Origin of the sequence: Anaerofustis stercorihominis (assembly GCF_005844425.1) — a bacterium.
GTDB classification, from domain to species: Bacteria; Bacillota; Clostridia; order Eubacteriales; family Anaerofustaceae; genus Anaerofustis; species Anaerofustis butyriciformans.
Genome location: NZ_SPHL01000016.1, coordinates 1 through 26,435, shown reverse-complemented (window position 1 = coordinate 26,435; position 26,435 = coordinate 1). Strand labels below are relative to the sequence as shown.

At 31.5% G+C, this 26,435-nt stretch carries 23 protein-coding genes and 2 tRNA genes; 19 read left to right on the top strand and 6 right to left on the bottom strand.

Features of this window, described 5'->3' with window-relative positions:
• Positions 1-221: 221 nt before the first annotated feature.
• Both FGQ49_RS05730 and FGQ49_RS05725 read left to right on the top strand, forming a co-directional pair.
• Positions 222-8,204 (top strand): Cna B-type domain-containing protein, encoded by a 7,983-nt coding sequence (locus tag FGQ49_RS05730; protein ID WP_171020607.1) that lies wholly within the window; start codon positions 222-224, stop codon positions 8,202-8,204.
• A 247-nt stretch (positions 8,205-8,451) separates the two neighbouring features.
• A complete protein-coding gene (locus tag FGQ49_RS05725) occupies positions 8,452-9,063 on the top strand; it encodes a KpsF/GutQ family sugar-phosphate isomerase (protein ID WP_138268914.1) in 612 nt (203 codons plus the stop codon).
• Between the two features lie 130 nt (positions 9,064-9,193).
• On the opposite strand, the gene FGQ49_RS05720 is transcribed toward FGQ49_RS05725, so the two are convergent.
• On the bottom strand, positions 9,194-10,138 hold the full coding sequence (locus FGQ49_RS05720; protein WP_138268913.1) for a TIGR01212 family radical SAM protein: 945 nt from the start codon (positions 10,136-10,138) through the stop codon (positions 9,194-9,196).
• Between the two features lie 245 nt (positions 10,139-10,383).
• Here FGQ49_RS05720 and rpe (FGQ49_RS05715) point away from each other — a divergent pair, with 245 nt between their 5' ends.
• The 14 genes from rpe (FGQ49_RS05715) to FGQ49_RS05650 all read left to right on the top strand — a co-directional run bounded on the left by rpe (FGQ49_RS05715) (position 10,384) and on the right by FGQ49_RS05650 (position 21,433).
• Complete coding sequence (gene rpe / locus FGQ49_RS05715; protein ID WP_138268912.1) at positions 10,384-11,031, top strand: ribulose-phosphate 3-epimerase; 648 nt, start codon at positions 10,384-10,386, stop codon at positions 11,029-11,031.
• 30 nt (positions 11,032-11,061) lie between these two features.
• Complete coding sequence (locus FGQ49_RS05710) at positions 11,062-12,135, top strand: galactitol-1-phosphate 5-dehydrogenase (RefSeq protein ID WP_138268911.1); 1,074 nt, start codon at positions 11,062-11,064, stop codon at positions 12,133-12,135.
• Positions 12,135-12,614 (top strand): RpiB/LacA/LacB family sugar-phosphate isomerase, encoded by a 480-nt coding sequence (locus FGQ49_RS05705; protein ID WP_138268910.1) that lies wholly within the window; start codon positions 12,135-12,137, stop codon positions 12,612-12,614. Before FGQ49_RS05710 ends, FGQ49_RS05705 begins: the two co-directional genes overlap by 1 nt.
• A gap of 142 nt (positions 12,615-12,756) precedes the next feature.
• Entirely contained in the window at positions 12,757-13,440 is a 684-nt protein-coding gene (rpe, locus tag FGQ49_RS05700; RefSeq protein ID WP_138268909.1) for a ribulose-phosphate 3-epimerase, read from the top strand.
• 1 nt (position 13,441) lies between these two features.
• The gene (gene rpe / locus FGQ49_RS05695) at positions 13,442-14,116 is read left to right on the top strand and encodes a ribulose-phosphate 3-epimerase (protein ID WP_138268908.1); all 675 of its coding nucleotides are present in this window, start codon (positions 13,442-13,444) and stop codon (positions 14,114-14,116) included.
• Between the two features lie 20 nt (positions 14,117-14,136).
• Positions 14,137-15,189, top strand: a complete 1,053-nt coding sequence (locus FGQ49_RS05690; protein WP_138268907.1) for a zinc-dependent alcohol dehydrogenase — start codon at positions 14,137-14,139, stop codon at positions 15,187-15,189.
• Between the two features lie 184 nt (positions 15,190-15,373).
• A complete protein-coding gene (locus tag FGQ49_RS05685) occupies positions 15,374-16,135 on the top strand; it encodes an SDR family NAD(P)-dependent oxidoreductase (protein ID WP_138268906.1) in 762 nt (253 codons plus the stop codon).
• Between the two features lies 1 nt (position 16,136).
• Positions 16,137-16,517, top strand: a complete 381-nt coding sequence (locus tag FGQ49_RS05680; RefSeq protein WP_138268905.1) for a hypothetical protein — start codon at positions 16,137-16,139, stop codon at positions 16,515-16,517.
• 276 nt (positions 16,518-16,793) lie between these two features.
• Complete coding sequence (locus tag FGQ49_RS05675) at positions 16,794-17,078, top strand: PTS sugar transporter subunit IIB (protein WP_138268904.1); 285 nt, start codon at positions 16,794-16,796, stop codon at positions 17,076-17,078.
• Between the two features lie 86 nt (positions 17,079-17,164).
• Entirely contained in the window at positions 17,165-18,475 is a 1,311-nt protein-coding gene (locus FGQ49_RS05670) for a PTS transporter subunit IIC (protein WP_138268903.1), read from the top strand.
• Positions 18,476-18,649: 174 nt separating this feature from the next.
• Positions 18,650-18,726: transfer RNA gene (locus tag FGQ49_RS05665), tRNA-Arg, on the top strand.
• A 174-nt stretch (positions 18,727-18,900) separates the two neighbouring features.
• On the top strand, positions 18,901-20,088 hold the full coding sequence (locus FGQ49_RS05660) for a CHAP domain-containing protein (RefSeq protein ID WP_138268902.1): 1,188 nt from the start codon (positions 18,901-18,903) through the stop codon (positions 20,086-20,088).
• A gap of 93 nt (positions 20,089-20,181) precedes the next feature.
• Positions 20,182-20,832, top strand: a complete 651-nt coding sequence (locus FGQ49_RS05655; RefSeq protein WP_138268901.1) for a rubredoxin — start codon at positions 20,182-20,184, stop codon at positions 20,830-20,832.
• A 1-nt stretch (position 20,833) separates the two neighbouring features.
• Positions 20,834-21,433 (top strand): rubredoxin-like domain-containing protein, encoded by a 600-nt coding sequence (locus FGQ49_RS05650; protein WP_243112224.1) that lies wholly within the window; start codon positions 20,834-20,836, stop codon positions 21,431-21,433.
• 30 nt (positions 21,434-21,463) lie between these two features.
• On the opposite strand, the gene FGQ49_RS05640 is transcribed toward FGQ49_RS05650, so the two are convergent.
• The 5 genes from FGQ49_RS05640 to FGQ49_RS05620 all read right to left on the bottom strand — a co-directional run bounded on the left by FGQ49_RS05640 (position 21,464) and on the right by FGQ49_RS05620 (position 24,404).
• Entirely contained in the window at positions 21,464-21,739 is a 276-nt protein-coding gene (locus FGQ49_RS05640) for a hypothetical protein (protein WP_138268900.1), read from the bottom strand.
• A 74-nt stretch (positions 21,740-21,813) separates the two neighbouring features.
• Entirely contained in the window at positions 21,814-22,632 is an 819-nt protein-coding gene (locus FGQ49_RS05635) for an SDR family NAD(P)-dependent oxidoreductase (RefSeq protein ID WP_138268899.1), read from the bottom strand.
• Between the two features lie 27 nt (positions 22,633-22,659).
• The gene (locus tag FGQ49_RS05630) at positions 22,660-23,412 is read right to left on the bottom strand and encodes an SDR family NAD(P)-dependent oxidoreductase (RefSeq protein ID WP_138268898.1); all 753 of its coding nucleotides are present in this window, start codon (positions 23,410-23,412) and stop codon (positions 22,660-22,662) included.
• Between the two features lie 282 nt (positions 23,413-23,694).
• Positions 23,695-23,979 carry a PTS sugar transporter subunit IIB gene (locus tag FGQ49_RS05625; RefSeq protein ID WP_138268897.1) on the bottom strand — a complete coding sequence of 95 codons (285 nt, stop codon included), beginning with the start codon at positions 23,977-23,979 and terminating at the stop codon, positions 23,695-23,697.
• A gap of 119 nt (positions 23,980-24,098) precedes the next feature.
• A complete protein-coding gene (locus FGQ49_RS05620) occupies positions 24,099-24,404 on the bottom strand; it encodes a PTS sugar transporter subunit IIB (RefSeq protein ID WP_138268896.1) in 306 nt (101 codons plus the stop codon).
• Between the two features lie 316 nt (positions 24,405-24,720).
• Here FGQ49_RS05620 and FGQ49_RS05615 point away from each other — a divergent pair.
• The 3 genes from FGQ49_RS05615 to FGQ49_RS05605 form a co-directional block, all read left to right on the top strand.
• Positions 24,721-24,795 (top strand) — tRNA-Arg (locus FGQ49_RS05615).
• 16 nt (positions 24,796-24,811) lie between these two features.
• Positions 24,812-25,645, top strand: a complete 834-nt coding sequence (locus FGQ49_RS05610; RefSeq protein ID WP_138268895.1) for a PIG-L family deacetylase — start codon at positions 24,812-24,814, stop codon at positions 25,643-25,645.
• 167 nt (positions 25,646-25,812) lie between these two features.
• The coding region (locus FGQ49_RS05605; RefSeq protein WP_138268894.1) for a hypothetical protein at positions 25,813-26,435 on the top strand (623 nt) is incomplete at its 3' end.

Here is a 26,435-nt window from a genome sequence, read left to right as displayed (position 1 = left end):
TGTAATATATTTTATTTGTTCCATTATATATACATTTTCTGACAAAGTTTATAAATTTCATTTGTAATAATATATGTTGCTTAAATTCTGGAAATGCATACATATTGTAAATGTATTTTTATACATAAAATTTTAATGTTTTTACTTTTATCTTTATTTTGTTCATGTTGATATATTTTAGTTCGTTTATTTATTTAAAAGACAGGAAATGGAGGAAGGTTATGAAAAAGAAAACATTGAAAGACAGGTTGTTTTGTGTTTTTTTGTCTTTATTAATTATTTTTACATCATTGCCCTCGAGTATTTTTGCGAAAGTTCAAGATGATGTTTTTGATACAAATGGACAAAAAGATTCTAACGTAATTGAAGAAGTTGACACTAATGACGTATATGTAGATTGGGAATTTGAAAACAGTGAAATTACTTCTTCGCAAGAAGGGATACTTAACATTGAAGCTAAGCTTAATACTGATAATGTCAAAGATATTAATGCTGTAAGTGTTGAGATTGTTTTGACAAATGATGAAGCAATTGCTTTAGGTATATTATCAGAAGATGGATTGAAATTAAATGAAGATGCTTTTAAAAGTGAAGTAGAAAATAGCGAAAATGGACTTGACTCTTTAGGAAATAATATACTTCCTAAAATGGAAGAAGATAAAAGTGTTCATTTGGTGATTGGACTTGATAAGGAAAATTCTTCTTTATCTTATCAATATAAATTTAATGTGCCAAGTAGTTTAACGCTTCCTTTTACAATTAACGTTGATGAAAATGATATTGTAGTAAATGCAATGGGACAAAGCAGTGAGGCAATTGATGGCGTTAATGTAGAAAAAAATACGAATAAAATTACAATAACCAAAGAAGAACAAAAAGAAGATTTAAATAATGATATTAAAGAAAATAAAGCTTTAAAAGAAACAGAAAGTTTAGAAAACAAAGCTATAGAAGACAGTGTTACAATAAATAGCTATTTAACAAATTTTTCTAAAGAAATTTTTTGGGTGGATAACAACAACGAATCTTCAATCAGACCTAATATTTCTTCCTATTCTCAGCCTATATTACAATTCTCTTTTGATGGAAAAACGTATAAAACTTTAACCAAAGACAATATGGAAGAAGTGGGGCTACAGTCTTATCCTAAGTTTTCTGTAGATAACACAGGTGTTGGAGTATATACTATATCGGCAGGAAACCGTGTATTACCATCGAATGTTACCTATGAAGATATTTATGGAAATAAGACTTCATATGATGTAAGCTGGGAAATCATACCGACTGATGTAAGCGGATATGCGATGGTTGAAGTAACAGATGAAAATAAAAATGAATATCCTTCTGTAGATAATACAGGCTGGTATTACATTTTACTTAGAGACCTTCGCTTTACTTGTGTTGCCAGAATGGGGGATAATGATCATTGGGAAGAAGTAAGTGATGCCCTTTTAAATGATTTCCGTCTTGTAATAGAAATAAAAAATAGAAGATATGAAGAGCATATTCTATCAGAATTTGAAAACACATATTTAACAGATCATCCTGATGATGACAGTATGACATTAGCTATTGATAATACATGGAAATATAATATTGATGGCTCTTTAATTACTTATTATATAGAAGAGATTCCTGATAGTTCAGGTAATGCTGACAACAAGGTTTATGTTGAAAATGCTTTTGATGAGGATGATTATTTGTCTGTAAGTTATGACAATTCTTCTTCTCTTAACTATGGCTCTAGGATAGATAATTTATATAGTGAAGGAACTGTAATACTAACATTAACAGGTGAGAAAACCTACGAAGCAAAAAAAGTTTGGCTTGATGATGGAACGACTGAAACAAAACAAAATAGACCAAGCGGTATTTTCCAATTATGGAGATATCGTGAAGGTACATCTTTTTCAACTGCTTCTGTTGTAAGAAATGATGACGGGCAAATAGTACAAAAAGATTTAGAAGATGGAGTGGATTTTCAATATATAGAATTTGAATTAAATGGAAGTCCTAATTTACCAAAATATGACGCTGAGGGATATGAATACTTTTATGTTTTAAGAGAGTATCTTGAAGGTGAAAATGCAGAAAATTATGAGCAGGTTTTTGGAAGTGTTGATCAAAACGGAAATATTACAGACAGAGTTGATATAAACGGAGAAATTAAAGATACTACAAACACTTCAGATAGAGCAAATAATAATGATTTTATATATAACGGCGGAGTTATAACAAACAGAATAAAAGGAACCATTTCAACCGAAGTTACAAAAATTTGGGAAGCTTCATCTTTCCAATCAGGATTTGATGATGTCAGTGTAGAATTCTCATTACAACAAAGAGTAAAAGGCACACAAACGTGGATTAATACGACCCAGACTTTGGTAATGGATGATTTCTATGCAGAAAATTTGACTGACACAAAAACAAAATCTATGCCTAAATACGACAATCTAGGCAGGGAACTTGAATACAGATGGGTTGAAAGCGGTGTATATAAAGCAGGCGGAAGCAACCTGTTTAAAGCAAATGCTGACGGAAGCGGAACTTTTGCCCTTACATTGGATAACAGGGAAATAGAATTTCTTTCAACTCCGACAATAGATGAGGATAATCCTCAGCATACTATTGTTACCAATACCATAGAAAACACAATAAAATATGATGTGATAAAAAAATGGCATGATGCCGATGGGCATGAGATTAATGCTCCGGCAGGGGCAAAGATTAAGTTTAATATTTATCAAATGTTAAATAATGAATATACATATGATGATCCCGTTGCCGTATTTGAAATGGACGGTGTTGTCGATACTGATAAAACTTTGGTAAATGCTAATCTTGGAATATATGCACAGGAAATTTCTCCTTGGATGGTAAGGGTAACGCCTTTGGATGAATTTAATGAAGAAGGAATGCAGTATGAATATTTCTTAACAGAAGCAAATCAGGATTATTTACCTGATATGGAAACCACAAGGACAGTAGAAGGATATGAATCAACTATTGTCAATGCACCGGGACCTGGAAATAGAATACTTGTTGCAAAAGGCTGGATAGACGACAGCGATATTGCACATAGAGAAAATGTAACAATTTCTGTATACAATAGAGAAACCAATGAAAAAATAAATGAAGTTACATTGGGTGATGGTGTTTGGTATGATTATGTCGGTATAGGCAATTTAAATGAAGAGAACGTCTATATTTTGGAAACAAAAGTAGGGGATACAAATATTCCTTTGGATACATATTATTTGGATCAGGGACAGACTCCGAACTATGATAATCCTAAAGCTCCGGATGAATATGATGACGAAGGTGATACCAACTATACGTCAATTCAATATGAGACACAATATCATAGATATGACGTAAAATATACTAGCGAAGAAATAGGCGGTGAAAAAGTATATAAAGCCGTTAACAGAAGACTTGGAAATATAAATTTAACAGTAGAAAAAACATGGGTTGACGGAGACGGTTCTCTTAGAAGTGAGATTCAAAAAGAATTACAAAATATTGAAGAAAACCAAAATGTTTCTCTTTCTTTAGTTGCTCAGCTTGATTTTGCAACCGACAATAATCCTTCTTATTATAAGATAACAAGAAACGGTGTTGATAATGCGGACAGTGTTGTTATAGGCAATTCTGATAACTATGTTGCCATAAAAGATAATAATGGAAATAATGTTTCATCAACACAAAAAATTCTATGGGCAGACGGTGAAAATAGTAAATGTTATTTCTTTAATCTTCCTAAATATAACAGATCCGGTTCTGTTGCAAGTTATAAAATAAGCGAAGTCTGGGTAGATTCGAACGGAACATATGTTGCACTTTCTACGATAAAGAATAAATATCCAAAATTATATGAATTATACAGTCAGTATTCTTCATCTATTACATCAGGTGAGTATACTGTCGGAGATCATTTTGCAAATGATACACAGGATATTAGCATTAGGAATGCATTAACGGGTTCAAAAACTTTATCATGGGAAAAAGTATGGAAAGATGATTATATGTTCGAAAACGGACATAGAATGGACTTGTATCTTGATATTTATCAAGTAACTCATGAAAAAGATGAAAATGGAAATGTTGAGGAAAAAACTTCATTGTATGTTTCTAATTATAGATGGGTTTATAGTGATATAGAGGGTAGTGATCCTGTTGATCAATGGAAAGTACTCTTTAATAATGTTCCAAAATATGATGATTTGGGATATGAAATTATGTATTATGCCGTTGAAAGAACTAATGTAGATTTTAAAAAGTTTGATTATCAGGTAGGGAATTATTATGTAATTGATGAAAACGCTCAGAATAATCCTATATATTTGGGAACGAGAGATGAGGTAGATAGCAAGTATGAAGATTATGTGCTTGATTTATCAAATGTTCAAGATAAGCCAAACGTATCTGATTATGCAAACTATGCTTTAATTGAAGGCGGTATATTTGAAAATACAATATATTCTGATTTAACAATTCAAGGTCAGAAAATATGGTCTGCAGTACCTTCTTCTTATCCAAATGAAGACTTGCCTGGCGTTACATTTACTTTGTATCAAAAACTGGCATCAGAAAGCGGGGATGGAAGTCCTGTAGCAACAATAACGGTTGATAAATGGTCAGATATATATAAAAACGGTTCATATTTATTCCAAGTATTATATTTGGGTGAAAATGCTTTAGATTCAAATAATGATACTATATATGCCGGTCAAGGAGAGGCAAAGAAAATACCTAAATACAATGAAGACGGTAAGCTATATTCTTATGAATTAAAAGAAAGCGAAATTTATTGGGCGGACGGTGCAAATCCTGCAATAGAAGATGTATTTGACAATAAAGATAACCATACTTATTTAGTTGAAAATGCATATAACAGTAAAAAAGGCGAGCTTTCAATAAAGAAATTTATGGAACTTTCATTTGATGAAAACGGAGATCCTAAAGCTTTCCCTGGAGTAACATTTACACTATACCGTACTTATACGAAAAATGACGGAACTACCTCGCAGAAAGAAGCTGTTATGTATAAGACATGGACGGCAAATGAAGTTCAAAATGCGTATGAAACTAAGCATTTGCTTGGTTTGAATCCTGATGCGGGAACAGAGGCAGACCCTCTTGAAAAAGAAATTTTATTTGAAGATTTGGACATATATGCACCAAACGGCTCCAAATATGTTTATTCAGTGGAAGAAAATAAGAATTATCTTGGAGGTATTGATAACTGGGTTGTTAATACAGATTTGGAAAAAGAAAATATTCCTAATATAAAAACCGATACATATGCCGGAATAGAAACCGGAGATTTATATCCTTCAAGTGAATCATTGTTTGGTCCTGCCCCAAGTGCAACATTTGTAAATGCACCTGATGATGTGAGAGATACTGTTAATATAAGAGGGACGAAAGTATGGAATGATTATAAAGATACTTTTGGATTTAGACCTGGTGATATTGAGCTTACCCTTTATAAATATGCAAATGAACAACCAGGGCAGGGTAACTCTATTTCGGAAGAAAAGGTTGATGAAAGTCTATATGAAATAACTTGGACTCAAAAAGGTGAAAATAATTGGACATATGAAATTACAGGTGATGCTATGGGTGAGCTTGAAAAATATGCTCCAAATGGTATGGTTTGGAAATATGTTGTGAAAGAAACTCTTTCTGCTGATTCAAATTATATCGTTTCTCCTTCAGGTGGTAATAGTTACTTAGGAAAAGTAACTGAAAATAGGAGAGAAAATGATAACAGTAATATTATTATGAATAATTTATCAAATAATATTACAACAAATATTCCATATAGTAAAAACTGGGTAGATAATGACGGAAATATAATAGACAATGATTATTTAGGATATGACCTTACGGTAGATTTTGAACTTCAAGTAAGCGAAATGGATAGTTCGGATAAAAGTTATAAAAATGCTTATGAATATTTTAAAGATAATTTAACCGAAGCGAATTATAATGCAATATTTAACGGTTATCAATTTGATAGAAGTTTAACCGGAAGAATAAACGACAGTACAATATGGGGCGTAAATAAAAGTTATGCGAATTTACCAAGAATTATTGTAAAAAAAGATGCTCGAAACAATGAAGTTACAAGGCTTCAGTACAGAGTTTTAGAAAAAACAATTCATTATGGTAGTGATGACAGTGTAGCAAGTCCTACAACAGTAACAGTCGTTGAAACTAATAATGGCTCTGGTTATATTTATAACTTTAACGGAGGAATGTTTACTCCGGCATACTGGGCAAATGGAAAAGATCAACCGGAAACAACATATAACAATAATGCTACAAGGGTTATGTATAATCGTTTGGAAACAACGAGCTTTGAATTTACGAAGAATTGGGTAGGAGATAATAACAATATTTATTCTCAAAGACCAAAAACATCTCAAAGCGGATATACATGGCAGGCAAGCTTTATTGTACAAAGGAAATCTGCTGCGGGTGACTGGGAAAATGTTGAAATATATGCAAGCAATCAAACAAGTAAAGATATGATTGTAACCATATATGGAACTAATAGCGATGAAGACAACAGTGTTACAACAACCGTAAGCGGACTTCCAAAGTCTGATGTAAACGGAAATGAATATGAATACAGGGCAAGAGAACTGGACAGCAATTACACTTTAACAGACGGGCATGTTAAAGATGAAGATATTGTTGGAAACAATGGAGATAATACTTATAACTCTACTTATACAACAACTTATAATAGCAATACAGTAACAAATACCCTTGATTCAACAAAAGTTTATGCTTTGAAGAAATGGAATCCATCCTCAAATAAAACAAATGTAACTTTAGAAATAAAATACCTTGCTTCAAACGGGACTTGGAAATCTTTTAAAACACCTGCAAGAGTAACTCTTAATGGAGAGGCGGATTCAAATCCAAGCAAACCTTATTACGAATATGAGGAATGGAAAGCGGTTTGGAATGACTTGCCTCTTGTTGTGAGCGGAAGCAAGCTTGATATAAAGGGACATACGCAGTATAAAGTCTTTGAAACCGTGCCAAGCGGATATTTGCAGGAAAGTATGGGCGAAAGTAGCATAGGTAACTATATACAATTTGAATTTACAAATGTAGAATCTACTTCCTATAATGTTGAAAAGGTATGGTATGGTGTTGAATCAGCAAATCAAGGAATCGTCCGAGTGGGACTTTACAGAACAACGGGAGAAATCGGAGATGACAGCAGTGAACCTGTAATGCAAAACGGTACTTCAAATCAAATGACATTGCTTCTTACGAAAAATAATTTGAAAGGGACATTCCGAAATCTTCCTAAGTATGACAAAGCAGGCAACGAATATACTTATTATGCAAGAGAAATTTCTATAGACGGAATAGGTATAGAAAATTACGATTATCGCATATTAAATAATGATGAGAATGGTAAAACAACAATAACCAATATAGGTAAAAAAGAAATATCCGGTAAAAAAACATGGCTTGACAGTTCAAATGCTTACAATACAAGACCTGAAGATATACAAATTAATATATTTAGAAGTATAGACGGAAAAGATAAAGTTAAGCTTGATTTTGAACCTATATGGATAAGCAAAGATGGCGATGAATGGGAATATAAATTTGAAGGGCTTCTTGTGACTGATGATAGTGGAAAAGAGTACACTTATGAAGTTGAAGAAGTTGTTCCTGATGAATATGCCGTAACTTATGATGGATATAATATTACAAATACATTAAATGATACCATAAACATTCCTATTAAAAAGGTTTGGGATGATATGGATAATTATGATAAAGTACGTCCTAAAAATATTAAGGTTGAACTTTATGCAGATAATGTAAAAGTTGACGAAGCAACCTTAAAAGGAAAAACAAACACATGGGAATATGTATTTGAAAATCTGCCTGAATACAATTCATTAAATAAAAGAATTGTTTATACCGTAAAAGAAGTTGAGGTCCCTGATGGATATAAGGTAACATATGATGGCTATACTATAACTAATTACAGAGATGTTGTTATAGATGACAAAACACGTAAATCTTCCGATGATACCGACAGTGCAGCAACTTCGGACATGAATAATATTAATTTATACATAATCTTGGTATTATGCTCATTTATGGTAATTGGAATTGTAAGCAGCAAGTTAATCAGAGATAAACGTTTTAGAAAATAGCATAAAAAGAAAAAAGAGAGGATAGTCTCTCTTTTTTCTTTTTATTTTAAATAAAAATAGAATATATATAAAAAGGTTGTTGATTAAAATAGTTATTGTGCTGTTTTGTTATTGGAGAGCATCATGATATAGTTTAAATACTTTGAAATATTTTCATTTTGAAACTAATCGAAACATATTGAAAAAAACATCAAAATTGATATAATGTATTTATATAAATACAGATACAGAAAAGGAATGATTTAGCATGGAAAAAAACGAAATAATATCAAAAGGCAAAAAAGTTATTGAAATGGAGAGATATGAACTTGGAAGATTAATGGATTCTCTTGATGATAACTTTGTTAAAGCCGTAGAAATGATAACTGACTGTAAAGGTAAAATTATTTTAACAGGAACGGGAAAATCAGGTTTAATCAGCAGAAAAATTGCCGCAACACTTTGTTGTACAGGTAAGCCTGCATTTTTCTTAAGTGCTTACAACTGCGAAAACGGGGATATCGGAGCTATTCAGCCAAATGATTTAATTATTGCTATTTCAAACAGCGGAGAGACAAATATTTTAAAGGAATTGGTTATTCCTTCAGCAAAAACAATTGGAGCAAAAGCAATTTGTTTAACAGGAAATACAGAGTCTACACTTGCAAAGCAATGTGACGTTGCATTATATATAGGAGTAGAAAAAGAAGCTTGTCCAACAGGTGTAAATGCTACAACTTCAACAACAAATACTCTTGCGATGGGTGATGCTTTAGCTATGGTAAGCGAAGAAATCAGAGGTGTTACAAGAGAGCAGGTTCTCTTCTATCATCAAGGCGGCGCATGGGGTGAAAAATTAAAAGAAGAATTTGAAAAATAATTAATGTATATAATAAAAACACACTGCAAAAAGCAGTGTGTTTTTTATTGTTTATTATTTTATATTTATGACTATATTTATAAAAATAAAACAAGAAAATTTCAATATGTATTTTTAATATTTTTAATACCTAATTTTTATTGTATTTTTTACCTTGATATGCTTCTCTTATTTTAAATTCATGATGAAGAGTGTTTAATACTTTCTTTTTGTTTCCACTCCAAAGAGGAGCAATAAGAATTTTCTTTGGTCCGTCTCCGGTTATTCTATGAATTACTATATCTTTTCTTAAATGTTCAATACAGTCAATTACCATATCAATATATTCATCCATGGTATAAACTTTAAACTTGTTTTCTATATAATCTTTTGCAAGATCTGTATTTTTTAGAACATGAAGAAGCTGAAGTTTTATGCCTTGTATATCTTTTTTGTTTAAGTATTCTATTGTATCTATTATATCTTTTCTATTTTCTCCGGGAAGTCCTAAAATAGTATGGACAATAACATCTATGTTTTCTTTTCGTAACTTGTTTACAGCTTTCTCAAAACATTTAAGATCATATCCTCTTCTTATATATTCTGCGGTTTTTTCGTGTATTGTTTGAAGTCCCAGTTCTATCCAAACGGGTTTTATTTTATTTAGTGAGCTTATTAGTTCAATAATATTATCATCTAAACAATCCGGTCTTGTTGCTATGGAAAGAGCAACAATATTGGGATGATTTATTGCCTCGTAAAAGACTTGTTTTAGATACTCAAGTGGTGCATAGGTATTTGTATAAGCTTGAAAATAAGCAATAAAATCAGAAACATTGGATTTGTTTTGCATTATTTTTATTTGTTTGTCGATTTGGGTTTGTATGCTTTCTTTACTTTTACCCGCAAAATCTCCGCTTCCTCCTCTGCTGCAAAATATACATCCTCTTGTATCTATTTTTCCGTCTCTGTTTGGACAAGTCATTCCTGCGTTAATTGAAACTTTGTAAACTTTTCTGTTAAACCTTTCTTTTAACATGCAATTAAAAGCGTAATAAGGTTTATCTTCCCACTTTATTTTTATGTTTTCTTTCATATAAATATGATATCATTTAAAAGTTTTTTTTACAATATCATGATTTTTTTATGATTGTTTTTTATAAAATTATCATAAAAATTTATAAATTAAATAAAAAAAACGCGAAATAAAAAGGATGAAATCGTATAAAATATTATTATTTCTTTCTTTTGGAAAATAATGCAAAATGCTTGAAAATTTTTACATAAATGCTTATAATAATTGGTAATAAGAAATAAATATAATTAAAGGAGAAAAGAAAAATGGTAAAATTATCACCTTCAATTTTCGGAGCTGATTTCGGTAGATTAAACGAACAAATTAAAGCTGTTGAAGACTGTAAAGTAGAAATGTTACATATTGATGTAATGGATGGGAACTATGTTCCAAATATCGCATTTGGTCCTGATCAAATCGCTATGCTTAGACCAAATACAGACTTATTCTTTGATGTGCATATGATGGTTAGAGAACCAGACAGATACATTGAAAGAATTGTTAAAGCCGGAGCTCAAATGATTACTGTTCATGCGGAAGCTACAACTCATTTACACAGAAGTTTAATGCTTATTAAATCTTTTGGAGTAAAATGCGGTGTTGTTTTAAATCCTGCAACTCCACTTGATGTACTTAAATACGTTTTAGATGATATTGATATGGTTCTATTAATGACTGTTAACCCAGGTGGCGGTGGCGGAAAATGTATCATGGGTATGGTAGAAAAAGTTAGAGAACTTAAAGAAATGATTGGCGACAGAGATATTGATATTGAAATTGACGGTGGTATCAATACTGAAAATGTTAAAGAATTTGTTGATGCTGGTGCGAACGTAATTGTTGCCGGTTCTTTTGCATTCACAGGAGATGTTGAAAAGAACTTAAAAGCTCTAAGAGAAGCTGCTGATAAATAATTTGTTTAATAAATAAGGAGATGAAATAAAATGAAAGCTGCAAGACTATATGGAGTTCAAGATTTAAGATTAGAAGATGTTCCAAAACCTGAAGCAAAACCTGGTGAAGTTTTAATTAAAGTTAAAGCTGTTGGTATTTGTGGTTCTGACTTATCTAGATATCGTAGCCATGGACCTAAATTCCCTGAAAAAGGAATTTTTACTTTTGGTCATGAATTCAGCGGACAAATTGAAGCTGTTGGTGAAGGCGTTACTAAATTTAAAGCTGGTGACAGAGTAACTGCTTGTCCTGCTCTTCCTTGCTTTGAATGTGAATATTGTAAAAAAGGTGAATATGCAAGATGTATGACACTTGAAGTTATCGGAGCCGTAAGAGACGGTGCTTATGCTGAATATATTACAATGCCGGAAGTTAACGTTGTTCCAATTCCTGACAATGTAACATATGAACAAGCTGCTGTTATTGAACCTACAGCTGTTGTATATCATGGTTTATATAAAACAAAGATGCAACCTGGGGATGATGTAGCTGTTATGGGTTGCGGTCCTATTGGATTACTTTCAATTTTAGTTGCAAAAGTATTCGGTGCTAAAAGAATTATTGCAATTGATATTATGGAAGAAAAACTTGAATGGGCTAAACAATGCGGTGCTACAGATGTAGTATTATCTAAAATAGATGATTACAATTCAGCAAGAAACGGTGTGCTTGAAGTAACAAACGGAAGAGGCGCTGATATCGTTATCGAATCAGGCGGAACTCCAATCACATCTGCTCAAGTACTTGGTCTTGGATGTAAAGGTGCTAAAGTATTATACTTAGGCATTCCTTACGGAGATGTTAATATTCCAAGAGAATACTTTGAAAAAATCGGAAGAAGCGAACTTACTGTATATGGTTCTTGGAATGCTATTCAACAAGGATTCCCTGGAAAACCTTGGACTTCTACCGTAGCAGCACTTGAAAAAGGATTAATCGATTATAGTCCAATAATTACACATAGATATGCACTTGATGATATCGAAGAAGTATTTAAAGCTAATTTTGAAAGAAAAACATTATTTGGTAAGATTATGTTCTTCCCAGAAGGAGTAGAAAAATAATGGAAGGTCAATTTAAAACTATTGCAATCGGTTCTGATCATGCAGCAATCGAAGAAAGAAAATTACTTATAAAAGAATTAGAATCTTGGGGAATCAAGGTTATCGATATGGGGCCTGATGCTCCAAAACCTCCTGTTCAATTCTCTTTAATAGCAGAAAAAGTTGCTCTTGAAGTTGTAAATGACAAAACAGGTGAAACAGGTGGTATTTTAATGTGTGGTAACGGTGTCGGTATGTCTGTTGCCGCAAATAAAGTTCCAGGTGCAAGAGCTGCTGTATGTAACGAATTATTTACAGCTAAATTTGCTAAAAGCGATACAAAACTAAATATTTTAACTATGGGCGCTAGAGTTATTGCTCCAAGAATGATGGCTGAAATAGCTAAAGTTTGGATTGAAACAGAATATTCAAAAGAACCAAGATTTACTGAAAGACTTGGTGTAATGGCTGAAATGGAAGCAAAATATCGTACAAAATAAATTTAGTTTAAGACAATAATCCTAAGGAAGACATATTGCCTTTTCTTTAGGATTTTGTTTTTATTATTGACCCTATTATTAAAAAAAGGTATAATAATGTAAGAATAATAGGGTATAAATTTTATGAAAGGATATAACATTTATGGATAAGATTGCAGCTTCGATTATGTGCGGAAATGCTTTAGAATACGGTGAAGAATTAGATGCGCTTAAAGAAGCAGGCGTGGATATGATTCACTTTGATGTAATGGATGGTGAATTCGTAAATAATTTAGGCATGGGGCTATATATGCTTGAAGCAATGAAAGAATATACAGATATGATATTTGATGTTCATTTAATGGTTGTTGAGCCTGATGCTTATTATGAAAGAATCGCAAAAACAGGAGCGGAATATATTTGTATTCATGCTGAAGCGGTAAAGCATTTACACAGAAGTATAATGGCTATTAAAGCAGCCGGCTCTAAAGCAGGTGTTGTTTTAAATCCATCTACTAACTTAAATGTTTTAAAAGAAGTTATAAAAGATATTGATTTGGTTTGTCTTATGACTGTTAATCCTGGTGGCTCAGGAGAAAAATTCATTCCAAACCAATACAAAAAAATTGCTGATTTAAAAGCAATGAAAGAAAAATATAATCCTGACTTGTTGATTGAAGTAGACGGTAATATTGGACCTGAAACAATCCCTGGATGTGCAAAAGCAGGTGCAGATGTTTATGTTTGCGGAACAAGTGCTATTTTTAAAGGGGATAGAAATTTATATAAACCTTTAACAAAAGAAATGAAAGATATAATACATAAAGCAGTAGGGGAGGACAAATAAGATGAATGATTTAAAAGTATCAGCGTCAATTATGTGTGGTAACCCTATGAAGTTCGGATGGGAACTTGAAAAGCTTGAAAAAGCCGGTGCAGACATGATTCATTTTGACATGATGGACGGGCATTATGTTGAAAATATAGCTATGGGTATATATATGCTTGAACATATGAAAAAGAAAACAAAAATTCCTTTCGATGTTCACCTTGCAATGTTCCATCCTGAAAAACATATTGAAAAATTATGTAGTATTTTAGATGAAAATGACTTTATTCACGTTCATCCTGAAAGTACTATACATATACACAGAGTATTAAGAGATATTAAAAGAATGGGTGTAAAAACAGGTGTTGCATTAAATCCTGCAACAAATGAAGATGCACTTGAATATTTAATCGACGATATCGACATTGTTCTTGCAATGACGGTTTCTCCTGGATTTGCCGGTCAAAAATTTATCAAACAAACTCTTGGTAAAATTGAAAATATAAGAAAAATGGCAAATGACAGAAATCCGGATTTAATGATAGCCGTTGATGGAAATATTAATGAAAACACAATTCCAAACTGCGTAAAAGCAGGCGCAGATGTTTTAGTGGCAGGAACATCATCTATCTTTAAAGGTGATGATGCTGATTATAAAGAGCTTATTCAAAAAATGAAAGACTCAGTAAAATAAAAGAAAGAGGTACAATTCAAATGAGTGAAATGATGAGAGGCTTATGCCTAAATGAAGACAGACAACTTGAACTTAGAGAGTTCCCTGTTCCAGAACCTAAAAGAGGTTATGTAAGAGTTAAAGTAAAAAGAGGCGGTATCTGCGCTACAGACTTAGCTTACTGGAAATTTGGTTCTGATAGATTAGGTGAACTTCCTGTAATTATCGGACATGAAGGTTGTGGTGTTGTTGATAAACTAGGTGAAGATGTTACTGATGTTAAAGTTGGTGACAGAGTTGTTGTTATGACTACATATAAAGTATGTGGAAAATGTAAAAACTGTGCAGTAGGTAACACAAACGTATGTATCGAAAGATTAGGTATCGGTTCTAAAAAGAACGGATGTTTTGCTGAATACGTAGAAGTTCCTTCAACAAGCTGTATCCCAATGCCAGATAACATGAGCTTTGAAGAAGGTGCTTTAATCGAAGTATTAGCTTGTGGTATCCATGCTGTTAGAGAAACAACTACTACTCACTGTGATGAAGTTGTTGTAGTTTGTGGTCCTGGACCAATCGGTACACTTGCTGCTTTAGCTGCTAAAGCAAACAACTCAACAGTTGTATTAACAGGTATCAACCAAGATAAACACAGATTAGAAATCGCTAAAACATTAGGTATTGATTACTGTGTAAACCAACAAGAAGAAGACTTAAAAGCTCTTGTTATGGATTTAACAGATGGCTATGGTGCTGATGTTGTTGTTGAAGCTTCAGGTGCTTATCCATCATTAAATACATGTCTTGACATCGTTAAGAAAACTGGTACAATTTCTCAAATGGGCGTATTCCATGGTCCATCTCCAGATTACTTAGATTTAGGTAGAATTCAAGAAAAAGAAATCAGAATTCAAGGTACACTTTCTCAAAAACCAACAGCTTGGAGAAGAGCTATTGATTTAGTTGCTGCAGGCAAAATCAATATTAAACCTTTAGTATCTGATGTTATGAAACTTGAAGATTGGGAAGAAGCTTTCAATAAAGCTGCTAACGTAACAGGTTTCAAAGTATTATTTGACCCAGAAATGAAATAGTAAAATAAATACTTAAAAAAGGTGCTTTAAGCACCTTTTTTATTTGCTCAAAATAATAAAAAAGGTTTTAATCGTTACAATTGTCATCATGTAAATATAAAAATTACAATAGTAATTGACAATGATGTTCATATGTTATATAATAATGACAACAAAATACAATGTTTAGGAGAGTGAAATAATAATGGCTAAGAAAAATGTAGTTATTACAGGCGGAGCCAAAGGTATTGGTAAAGCTATTTGTGAAAAATTTATTAAAGAAGGTTACGAAGTTATCATCGTAGATTATGATGAAGCTGGTATGATTGAAACTCAAAAAGAATTACAAGAAAAAGGCGCTACAGTTTATGCTGTAAAATGCGATATCTCTAATTTAGATGATTGCAAAAAAGTTGCTGAATTAGTTGAAAAAGAATACGGTTATTTAACAACATTAGTTAACAATGCTGCGATCGGTCCTGGTGGAGATCCAAAAGAAATCAGCTTAGACCCAGTTTTATTCCAAAGAACAATGGGAATTAACGTAAATGGTCCTTTCCATATGATTATTTCTTTACTTGACTTATTACTTAAAGCTAAAGAACAAGATCAAGTTCCTTCAGTAGTTAACGTTGCTTCAACAGCTGCATTTACTGGTGGTGGCGGAAGCGTTGTATACGCTGCAAGTAAAGGTGCTGTAGTTTCTATGACAAGAAGTTTTGCAAGATTCTTTGGTGATACAGGTTTAAGAATCAATGCAGTTGCTCCAACATTAATTATGACACCACTTATGGCTGAAAGATTCAAAGATGATCCAGAAGCTTTACAAAAGAGAAAAGATTCAGTTCCTCTAGGAAGATTTATGGATGTTACAGAAGTTGCTGATATAGTTTACTTCTTAAATACACCTTCATTCATCCATGGTGAAGTTATTATTGCTGACGGCGGAAGAAGCTTAAGTGTATAATATGGATACAAACAAAGATATAGATATTAAAGAAAAAGATAATTTGAACGAAGAGAATAAAAACGAAGATAAAGAGTTTCATTTAGATTCGACAAGTGGAGAAGATAGAAGAAAAATACTTGCCAGCTATAAGAAAAGTTTAAGAAAAAGAGCTTTTGCTCCTTTAATAGGCGGTAATGTTGGTATTAATCCCATAGACCTTTTAAAAGAAGAAGAAGCTGAAAAATCTAAAAATCAAACATTGGATATTTATGATTTAATGGAAAGAAGAATAGCCATGTTAGAAAAAAAGGTCGATCAGGCTCTATCTATGGCACGATTTTCATTTTATGTAAGTGTAGTTGCTATTTTATTGATGTTTTTATTGCTTTATATAAAATAGGGAGAACATTCTCCCTATTTTTATGTGAATAGTAATATTATTGATTTTAGATAATATATATTAACGTAATTTAATTTGTTGTTTTACTTTTATATTTTATTGACAAATTAAAGTTAAAGTATTATACTATTATTGTAACAAAGTTTCATTGATGTTTTATTGTAACAATAATGAAAACCTTTCGATAGATTATCGAGATGCTTGACAATTTAATATTAAATAATTAATTAGGTTAGAATATTTTTCGCTTACAGATTTAATCGGGGGTGATTAGATATGAAAACAATATTGGTGGCTTGTGGAACAGCAATTGCTACTTCTACAGTCGTTGCCAAAAAAGTAAAAAGACTTTGCGAACAAAATAATATTGAAGTAAAAACGGTTCAGTGTAAAGCTGCCGATGCTGCTTCTAAAGCAAATGAAATATTACCTGATTTGGTAATAGGAACTTGTGATTTGCCTGGAACATTCCCTTGCAAAACAATTAATGGAAGGGCATTCTTAACAGGTATTAAGTTACAAGAATGTATTGATGAATTATTGGAAACATTAAAAAGTTAAATTCATTAGGTATTATAAGAAGATTTACGTAGGCGGGAATATTTAACATAGAAAACAAACAATTTTAATTTTAAAGGAGAAAAACAATGCAAGTCGTAACAACTATATTTAGTTATATAATTGACATGGGTGCATCAGTTATGATGCCTATTATCTTTACAATTTTAGGACTTATCTTAGGTGCTAAATTTGGTGAAGCTTTAAGAGCTGGTATGACTTTCGGTGTTGGTTTCATTGGACTTAACGCTGTTATAGCTATTATGTCTAATGCAATTTCAGTTATCGGTGCAAAACTAGTTGAAAACTTAAACTTCCCATTAACAGCATTTGACGTTGGTTGGGCTGCTGGTTCAGCTATCGCTTGGTCAACAGAAGTTGTTCCATTCGTATTTATTGCTGTAATCATTACAAACATTGTAATGATAGCTTTAGGCTGGACAAAAACAATGGACGTTGATATCTGGAATTACTGGCATGTATTATTTACAGCATCAGCTATTATCTTAGTTTGCGGAGAAGCTAACCCTGTATTAGCATGGGTATTTGCTATCGGTCAAGCAGTATTAATGATGGGTATTATATTCATCGTTGCTGACTGGGTACAAGCAGACTGTGCTGAAGTATTCGGACTTGAAGGTATTTCATTACCTCATATCCAATCTATGTGTAACTGTATCGTTACATATCCTGTTGATAAAATAATCGGAATGATTCCTGGTCTTAAAGACATTCACTGGACAAGTGAAGGTATTGCTGAAAAACTTGGTCTTCTTGGTGAACCAATGATTATGGGATTTGTTATCGGTTGTATTCTTTCAGGTTTGGCTCAATTTACAACTGCTGGTACAACTATCGCTTCAGGTATTCAACAAATGTTAATCGATGGTATGAACATCGCTGCCGTTATGGTTCTTATCCCAAGAATGGTTGCATTATTGATGGAAGGTTTAATGCCTATCTCTGAAATGACTCAAGCATTCCTTGAAAAGAGATTCCCAGGTAAAGAATTATACATCGGTCTTGATGCTGCCGTAGCAACAGGTCACCCATTCGTTATTTCATTAGCATTACTTGCTATTCCAATTATTTACATTGAAGCTATAATCTTACCATGGAACACAGTTCTTCCATTAACAGACTTAGCTGCATTAGTATTCTATGTACAATGTGCTGTATTACCAAACAAAGGTAACTTATTCAGAGGTATTATTGAAACAATCATTATGTGTGCAATTTACCTAACATTCTCTACAATCGCAGCAGATGTTATGACAGGTCTTGCAAGCTACACAGGTCTTGCTGTTCCTGAAGGCGCTACACAAATTACAAGTATCGCTTTAGGTGCTCAATGGATTACATGGATTCCATTCCTAATTGCTAAATGGATTATGCTTTAATTTAAACTGGTAAATAAGTAAAGTACATTATTAAATAATTAATCTGGTCACACCCAAAGGGTTCTCGTTTGAGGACCCTTTTTAATTTGAAAATTAATATTGCAAAAACAAAATCTTATGGTATAATAGATTGGTAATACATATGTATTGTTTTTTCATTTTTATATAATATATGCGCCCTTAGCTCAGCTGGATAGAGCGTTTGACTACGGATCAAAAGGCCGGGGGTTCGAATCTTCCAGGGCGCGCCATTCGACATTAAACACCATTGAGGTGTTTTTTTTATTAAAAGTTGTTATTTATAGAAGTAAATAAATTATAAAATAATTTAAAGAAATATGAAAAATATAGTAAATATTTGACAAAATATGAAAAATATTATAACATTATAATGACTAAAACTATAAGTAAACTTTGGAGAAACTATGAAGAAAAAATTTATTGCGATTATTTTACTGCTTTTTTGTGTTACTGCTTTTATGGATTTTCCATTTGTAACTGTTAGTGCAAAAAAGTCTACAGAGCAGCAGTTAGAAGAGAAAAAACAACAAATAGAAAATAAAGAATCTGATTTAAAAGATGCATCAAGTGAAGCTGATCAACTTCAAAGCGAAATAGATGATTATGAAAGTAAGATTTCTGAATTAAACAAAAAAATAAAAACTCAGGAGTCTAAGAGAGATAAAGTTGAAAAAGAACTTGAAGAAGCTCAAAAGAAATTAGATAAAGCAAAAGAGAAGAAGGAAAAATATGAAAAAATATTTGCTCAAAGAATGGAAGTTATGTATATGTATGGTGGTAGCGGGTATTTAGATGTAATCTTTTCTTCTTCCGGATTATCTGATTTAATAAGCAATATATCTAATTATAAAGAGTTAGTTTCATATGATCAAAGTATAATAAGTAACTTACAACAGGCAGAAGCAGAAATTGCAACGCAAACAAAAAAAATAGAAGACGATAAGAAAGAGTTAGATACTATAATTGCAGGTTTAGAATCTGATAAAGAAGATCTTAATGTGTTGACAGAGGCTAAAAAGTATCAATTAACTGACGCAAATGAAAGTATCGAAGCGATTGAAGAACAACTTGACATGCTTGAAAAAGAAGCGATTGAGTTAAGTGATAAACTATATGAAGAAAATATAAAAAATGGTAATTACTCAAGTGGTAATGCATATTACGGTAGAGGCCGTACAGCTGTTGTAAATGCTGCAAAAGCTCAAATAGGTAATTATAATGGAGAAAAATTCTGGAGTTGGTATGGATTTAATTATAGAGTTTCATGGTGTGCATGCTTTGTTTCATGGTGTGCAAATGAGGCAGGTTATATTAAAGCCGGCGTAATTCCAAAATTCTCATATGTTGATAATGGAGCTAATTGGTTTAAGGCAAGAGGAAGATGGAAAGGCAGAAGTTATAAACCATCTCCGGGAGATATTATATTCTTTGATTGGGATGGTAATGGAGTAGGAAATCATGTAGGTATAGTTGAATATGTAAGTGGAGGAACTGTACATACAATTGAAGGTAATACGTCTAATATGTGTGCAAGAAGAAGCTATTCTATAGGTTCTTGGAATATAATGGGATATGGTGTTCCTAATTATTAAAAAACGGTGCAAAAAAAGCACCGTTTTTTTTGTGACTAAGTCACAGAAAATAATTATATATAATGTTATATTATAAAAAAAGGGGTAAATAAAATGCAGTATATTTGTAAGATATGTGGTTATGTTTATGATGAAGAAAAAGGGATTCCGGATAAAGGAATTAAGGCTGGAACAAAATGGGAAGAATTTCCTTCTAATTGGAAATGTCCTCTTTGTGGTGCAAGTAAAACAGATTTTAAACCAGTAGTAGAAGAAATAAATAATGAAATTGAGTATGAACCTCATGTTTCAAAAGAAATGTCTGCTATGGAAATGAGCATTTTATGCTCAAATTTGGCAAAGGGATGTGAAAAACAATACATGGAAAAACAGGCAGATGGATTTAGAAAATTATCAGAAGTGTTTTTACAAAAGGGTGAAGGTGTTAAAGACTGTAATATAGATGATATGCTTGATATTTTACAAAAAGATTTAGATGTGCTTTATCCATATGCAAATCAAATAGCAAGAAAAAATTCTGATAGAGGTGCACAACGTGTTATGGTATGGGGAGAAAAAGTTACAAGAATGTTGGATTCCTTGCTTAGAAGATATAAAGAAGAAGGTGAAAGCATGATTGAAAAAACAAATGTATGGATTTGCAGTGTATGTGGATTTATATATTTGGGGGAAGACGCACCGGCACTTTGTCCTGTATGTAAGGTTCCGGATTGGAAGTTTGAAAAAGTTGAAGGGAGAATGTAAAATGTCAGAAAAATATGCAGTTCGTAATTTAAGATTATGTACAAAAGATTGCTTGTGTTTATATGTTTGTCCTACAGGAGCAACAGATACAGAAAATAGTATTATTGATGTAGAGAAATGTATAGGGTGTGGCACATGCAGTGAAGTATGTCCTTCAGCGGCTATTTCAATGGTTCCAAAAAAATTACCTGTACAACAAAAGAAAAAAGATGATACAATAAAAGCATTAAGAGCTATTATTTCAAATAAAATAGAATTGGAAAACATTGCAAGAAGTTGTAACAGTGCATTAATGGTTGCTGCCGAAAAATCGTCAAGACTTGTTGCAGAGGATCTAAGCAGAGAAGCGGGATTTATGATTCCTCAAAGTGGAAATTCAAAAGCTTTCTTAGAATCTTTGATAGGCGATGAGACGATTCCTCAGGATATTATAAAAGATTTATTAAATACAATTAATTTTAATGAAGAAAGTTCATATGAAAAAAATGAAATCGTGAAATGGAAATGCAGTGTATGTGGTTATATTCATGAAGGAAAGAATCCGCCGGCACTTTGTCCTATTTGTAAACAGCCTGCAGAAAAATTTTTCAGAGTAGAATAAAAAAAGAGAAGATTATCTTCTCTTTTTTTATTATTTTAATTTGTTGATTGCATCATAAAGTTTTTTAGCACCCATTTGAGGATAGTTAAGTGCTAATCCATCAATTACAGGAATATCTGTATCAGGAACTTTTACACCAACTTTAACGATAGCATCAGGAGTTTCTGAAGCTATTAATTCTTCAATATTATCTGTAATAACGTTACATTTTACAACTTCAACATCTTTTCCACAGTTAGTGTGAATTAAATCTTCAAATTTAGCAAATTTAGCATCTTTCATGCTTGCTGCGATAATAATTTTCATGTTCATTCTCCTTTTCTTATTACTTACAATATTATAATTTATATTACAAATGATTGCAAGTGTTCTTATACAAATTAGTACAAGTTAAGTTTTGAAGAGGAAGGGTTTAAAGTTTTTAATCCACCGTCAATATATATTGTTTGACCTGTTAGGTAATCTGATAAATCAGTTGCCAAAAATTCGATAACTTTTGCACAGTCTTCTGTATTACCAAGTCTTCCCATAGGAACTTTTTCTGTAAGTTCACTAAATTGCTCTTCAAAATGAGCATCCCATTTTACTGTATGTATATATCCCGGTGCAACTGCATTTACGTTTACTCCATATGGAGCAAGTTCTAATGCAAAAGTACGTGTTAAAGAGTCCACACCTGCTTTGCCTGCAGAATAATGAGCTTGAGTAATAAATAAAGGTACTGAACCACCAACGGAAGAAATATTAATTATTTTACCGCTTTGTTGTTTTTTCATTTGTTTCCCAACATATTTACAGAAAATAAAAGTTGAAAGTAAATTAATATTTAGAGCATGAACAAATTTATCTGTATCCATCTCAGTAGCAAGAGCAGGTCCTGCTCCTCCTGTTCCTCCAACATTATTAATTAAAATATCAATATGTCCAAATTCTTTTATTACTTCATCTACAACCATTTTGCCAAATTTATCATCGGTTGCATCTCCTTCAAATGCCATTGATTTTCTTCCCAAAACTTCAATTTCTTCTTTTACGGTTGGAGCAAGAACATCTTTTTCTTTAAATTTTGTTGCTTTTACATCTAAATCTGTAATAACAACATCTGCTCCAAGTTTGGCAAGTCTAAGAGCATATTCTCTTCCTATGCCTCTTGCAGCTCCTGTAATTAAAGCAACTTTTCCTAAAAGTTTTTCTTCCATTTTATTGTTCTCCTTAATTTTGTAAATTTATCTTATAGTTCTCCCTCCATCGACGTGGATTTTTTGACCTGTTACATAACTTGACATATCACTTGCGAAAAATAATACAGCTTGAGCTGTTTCTTTTGGGTCTCCAAAACGTCTTAAAGGAATTTCTTTCGTTACTCTGTTTCTCTTTTCTTCATCAAAGAATTCTTTTACCATGTTTGTTTCTGTAGGTCCTGGAGCAACTATATTACATCTTATACCGTTTACTCCATGATTTTGTGCGATTGAGCGCATTAAAAGTTCTACCGCAGCTTTACTCATTGCATATGGACCGTTTCCGCTGCTTGGTTGTGCAACCGCAGAAGATGATATGCTTACAATGCTTCCTCCTGTTCCTTGTTCTTCCATTTGTTTTAAAGTAAGTGTTGTCATATAATATGTTCCATCTATGTTTGTTTTTATTACTTTATGATATTCTTCATCCGTTATATCAAGGATATTACCTTTTGAAAGTCCCATTCCTGAGTTATTAACTAAAATGTCAATATGTCCAAAAGCATCAAGAGCTTCTTTTATGATTTTTTTGCAATCATCATAATTGGATATATCACCTTTTACTGTTATTGCTTTTGAACCCATTTGTTCAATTTCTTTTTTTACTTCATTGGCTTCTTTTTCGCTTGATCTGTAATTTATCACAACAGATGCATGGTTTTTTCCGAACAGCTTCGCAACTTCCTTACCTATGCCTGTTCCTGCACCTGTTACAATTGCGACTTTGTTTGTTAACATTTTAATTCTCCTTTTTTATTTGCATTTATTTTTGTTTTAAATTCTATTAAAACAATGTTATCTTTATTATATGATATCACATTATAAATAAAAGTGTCAATAAACATAATTATCTTTTGTAAAAAATTACAAATGGTAATTCTCTTTAAACAAAAAAAGAACAGATAAAAATCTGTTCTTTATGTAAAGTACTATTTCATTCGGTCTAATAGAATTGTGTTTCGTTCTTTAAGATAAATCTTTTAACAATAAATACTTAAAAATAAAATGTAATTAAATTAATTATTTAACAGCGTTAATTAAATCTTCTTTGAATTGATTTAAACCAACACCTGTAAGTAGGCATCTACCATTTAAAAGAACTGTATCACCGATATCTCCAGGAATATCTGTTGTACCAACGATTACGTCTGGTTTAATAACTTTTACTTTTGAAGCAGTTTCAGCAGCTTTACATTGAACTGTTTTTACTTGAATACCAGCTTCTTTACAAATTCCTTCACATTTTTTTGCAGCTACTGTAGATGTAGCAATACCTGTTCCACATGCAACTAAAATAGTTTTCATATAATAAAATCCTCCATTAATTAAATAAATAATAAAATCCTATTATTTACCAAAATATGTACTTTTAAAAAGATTTATTTAAAGCAACTTTTATTACAAACGGTTATTCCGTTTTGTACTTAATTTGAATTTGAACTTAACAGCTTGACAATAACGGAAAACAATTCTTTTTTAAATTCTGAGATCCCATTTTCTGTAATTAATGATTTTCCGTTTATGACAGGTATATTAAATTCTTGGTTTAATTCAGCGGTTGTAACGATTATATCTGGATCAATCATTTTTGCTCTTGCTTTGGCATCGCTGACTTTGCATTGATAAGTTTCAATATCAATATTTTCTTCTTTGCAAATTGATTTAAGCTTTTCTGCTGCTAAAGTTGATGTTGCGACACCACTTCCGCATATAACAAGTATAGTAATCATAATTATCCTTTCACGTTACTTTTGCACAACACTATTATAACATAAATATAAATAATTTAAACAATAAAATTATGTTTTTTTTAAAAAAGTTCGATACTGTTACATTTGTCATGCATTAGAATTAATAACAAATTTTTTTATAAAACTTTATATTTCTAAATAGCATTTTAATGTTTTATTTGTATTTTTTCAATATATTTATACAATAAATTTATAAAAAATATATATTTTTTTAAATGTTAAATTTTTATTAATAATTGTGTATAATATTGATGAAGAAAGTCATAAATGATAGAATTATAAATTATATTATCGTGCGCCTGTAGCTTAATGGATAGAGCAGGCGGCTTCGGCCCGCTTAGTGGGGGTTCGACTCCTCTCAGGCGTACCATTTGGAGATTGTTAATATGGAGAGGGAAAAAAAGAGAAGAATATTATTTTTAATTCTATTTTATATTTTCATGATGTTTGTTTTTGTTCTTTTGCTTGGCGGTAATATAAAATATAATCCGACAATACGATACTCCGTTAAATCTTTATTTGCCGGACTTGATTATGAAAAATTGGTTTTACATAATAATTATGATGCACATATAAAATCACCTTTTTTAAAAAAAGATGATTTGGATAAAATGGATTTATCAAATGTGGAAAATTTAATGATAATAGCTCATCCTGACGATGAAGCTTTGTGGTCAGCAATGGAACTTATTAATGAAGATTATTTGGTATTATGCATTACAAATGGTAAAGAAACAGGGAATATCAGATATAATGAACTAAATGATGTAATGAAAAAAACAAATGATAAATGTATAGTACTTTCTTATCCTGACGCATATAAATTTAGGAGAGTTGATTGGAAAGAAGCCGGAGTAATGGATTATATAACAAAGGATATTGAAACTGTTTTGTTATATAAAAATTGGAATAAGGTTGTAACGCATAATCCTGAAGGTGAATATGGACATATTCATCATATATACGTTAATAATATTACTACCGGATTATATAATAAATATATAAATAAAGATACATTGTTTTATTTTACAAAATATTATGATAAGGGAGAACTTTTTAAGGTTGACAATTATCTTTCTCCATTAACTCAACAACAGGTTGAAGAAAAGATGGGTCTTTTAGATTTATATAAATCTCAACCCGGAGCTTTTGTAAAATATGGACAGATGATTAAGTACGAAAAGATAGTAAATGCTAAGGATTTTGAAAGCAGTATATAACTTGTAATTAGATAGTTTTATGTTATAATTATATCAAATTATTTTTGTTTTGGAGGATTATTATGAACGCAAAAAAAGCTTTGGTTATTGTTGAGGGATTGGTTGTTGCAGCTCTAGCAGTTTGGGTTTTATTTTTTAAATAATATTATTTATTAAAGGGGATATATATGGATAATTTTATTAATCGTGCAGTAATTAGAGATAGAGCCAAGGAATTACTTAAAGGAAAATTCTGGTATATTATAGGTTCATTTTTCCTTGTTTATTTGGTTCAATTAGCATTTTCTGTCATAGGTGGGTTCATTGCAGACGAGTCTTTTATTTTAAGTATTGTAATTTCTATTATAAATTTATATGTTTCTGCAGCATTTACAATAGGTTTATTTAGGCTTATTTTTGAATTGGATGATGGAAAAGAATTTAACATTACAAATCTTTTCTTATATTTTACAAGGTTTAAAGAATGTTTAATTCCTGCATTAATAGAGCTTATTTTTGTATTAGCTTGTGTTATATTATATGTTATTTTTGCTATGCTATTTCTAGCAGGGGATATTTATTCATTAATGTATGCTTATCCATATGTATCTGATAACATGTTATACAATGTTCTTGCATCAATGATACCTAAAATGTTCCTTTTTATTTTTATATTAGGCATTATTTTTTCATTTTTAAATATAATTCCTTTAAGTAGTTATGCAATTTCAGCGAAAGATGATAACCGTCTTTTAAATAATTTGTTTTCAAATTCATTTAAAATTGGTTTAAATAATATAAAAGATTATAT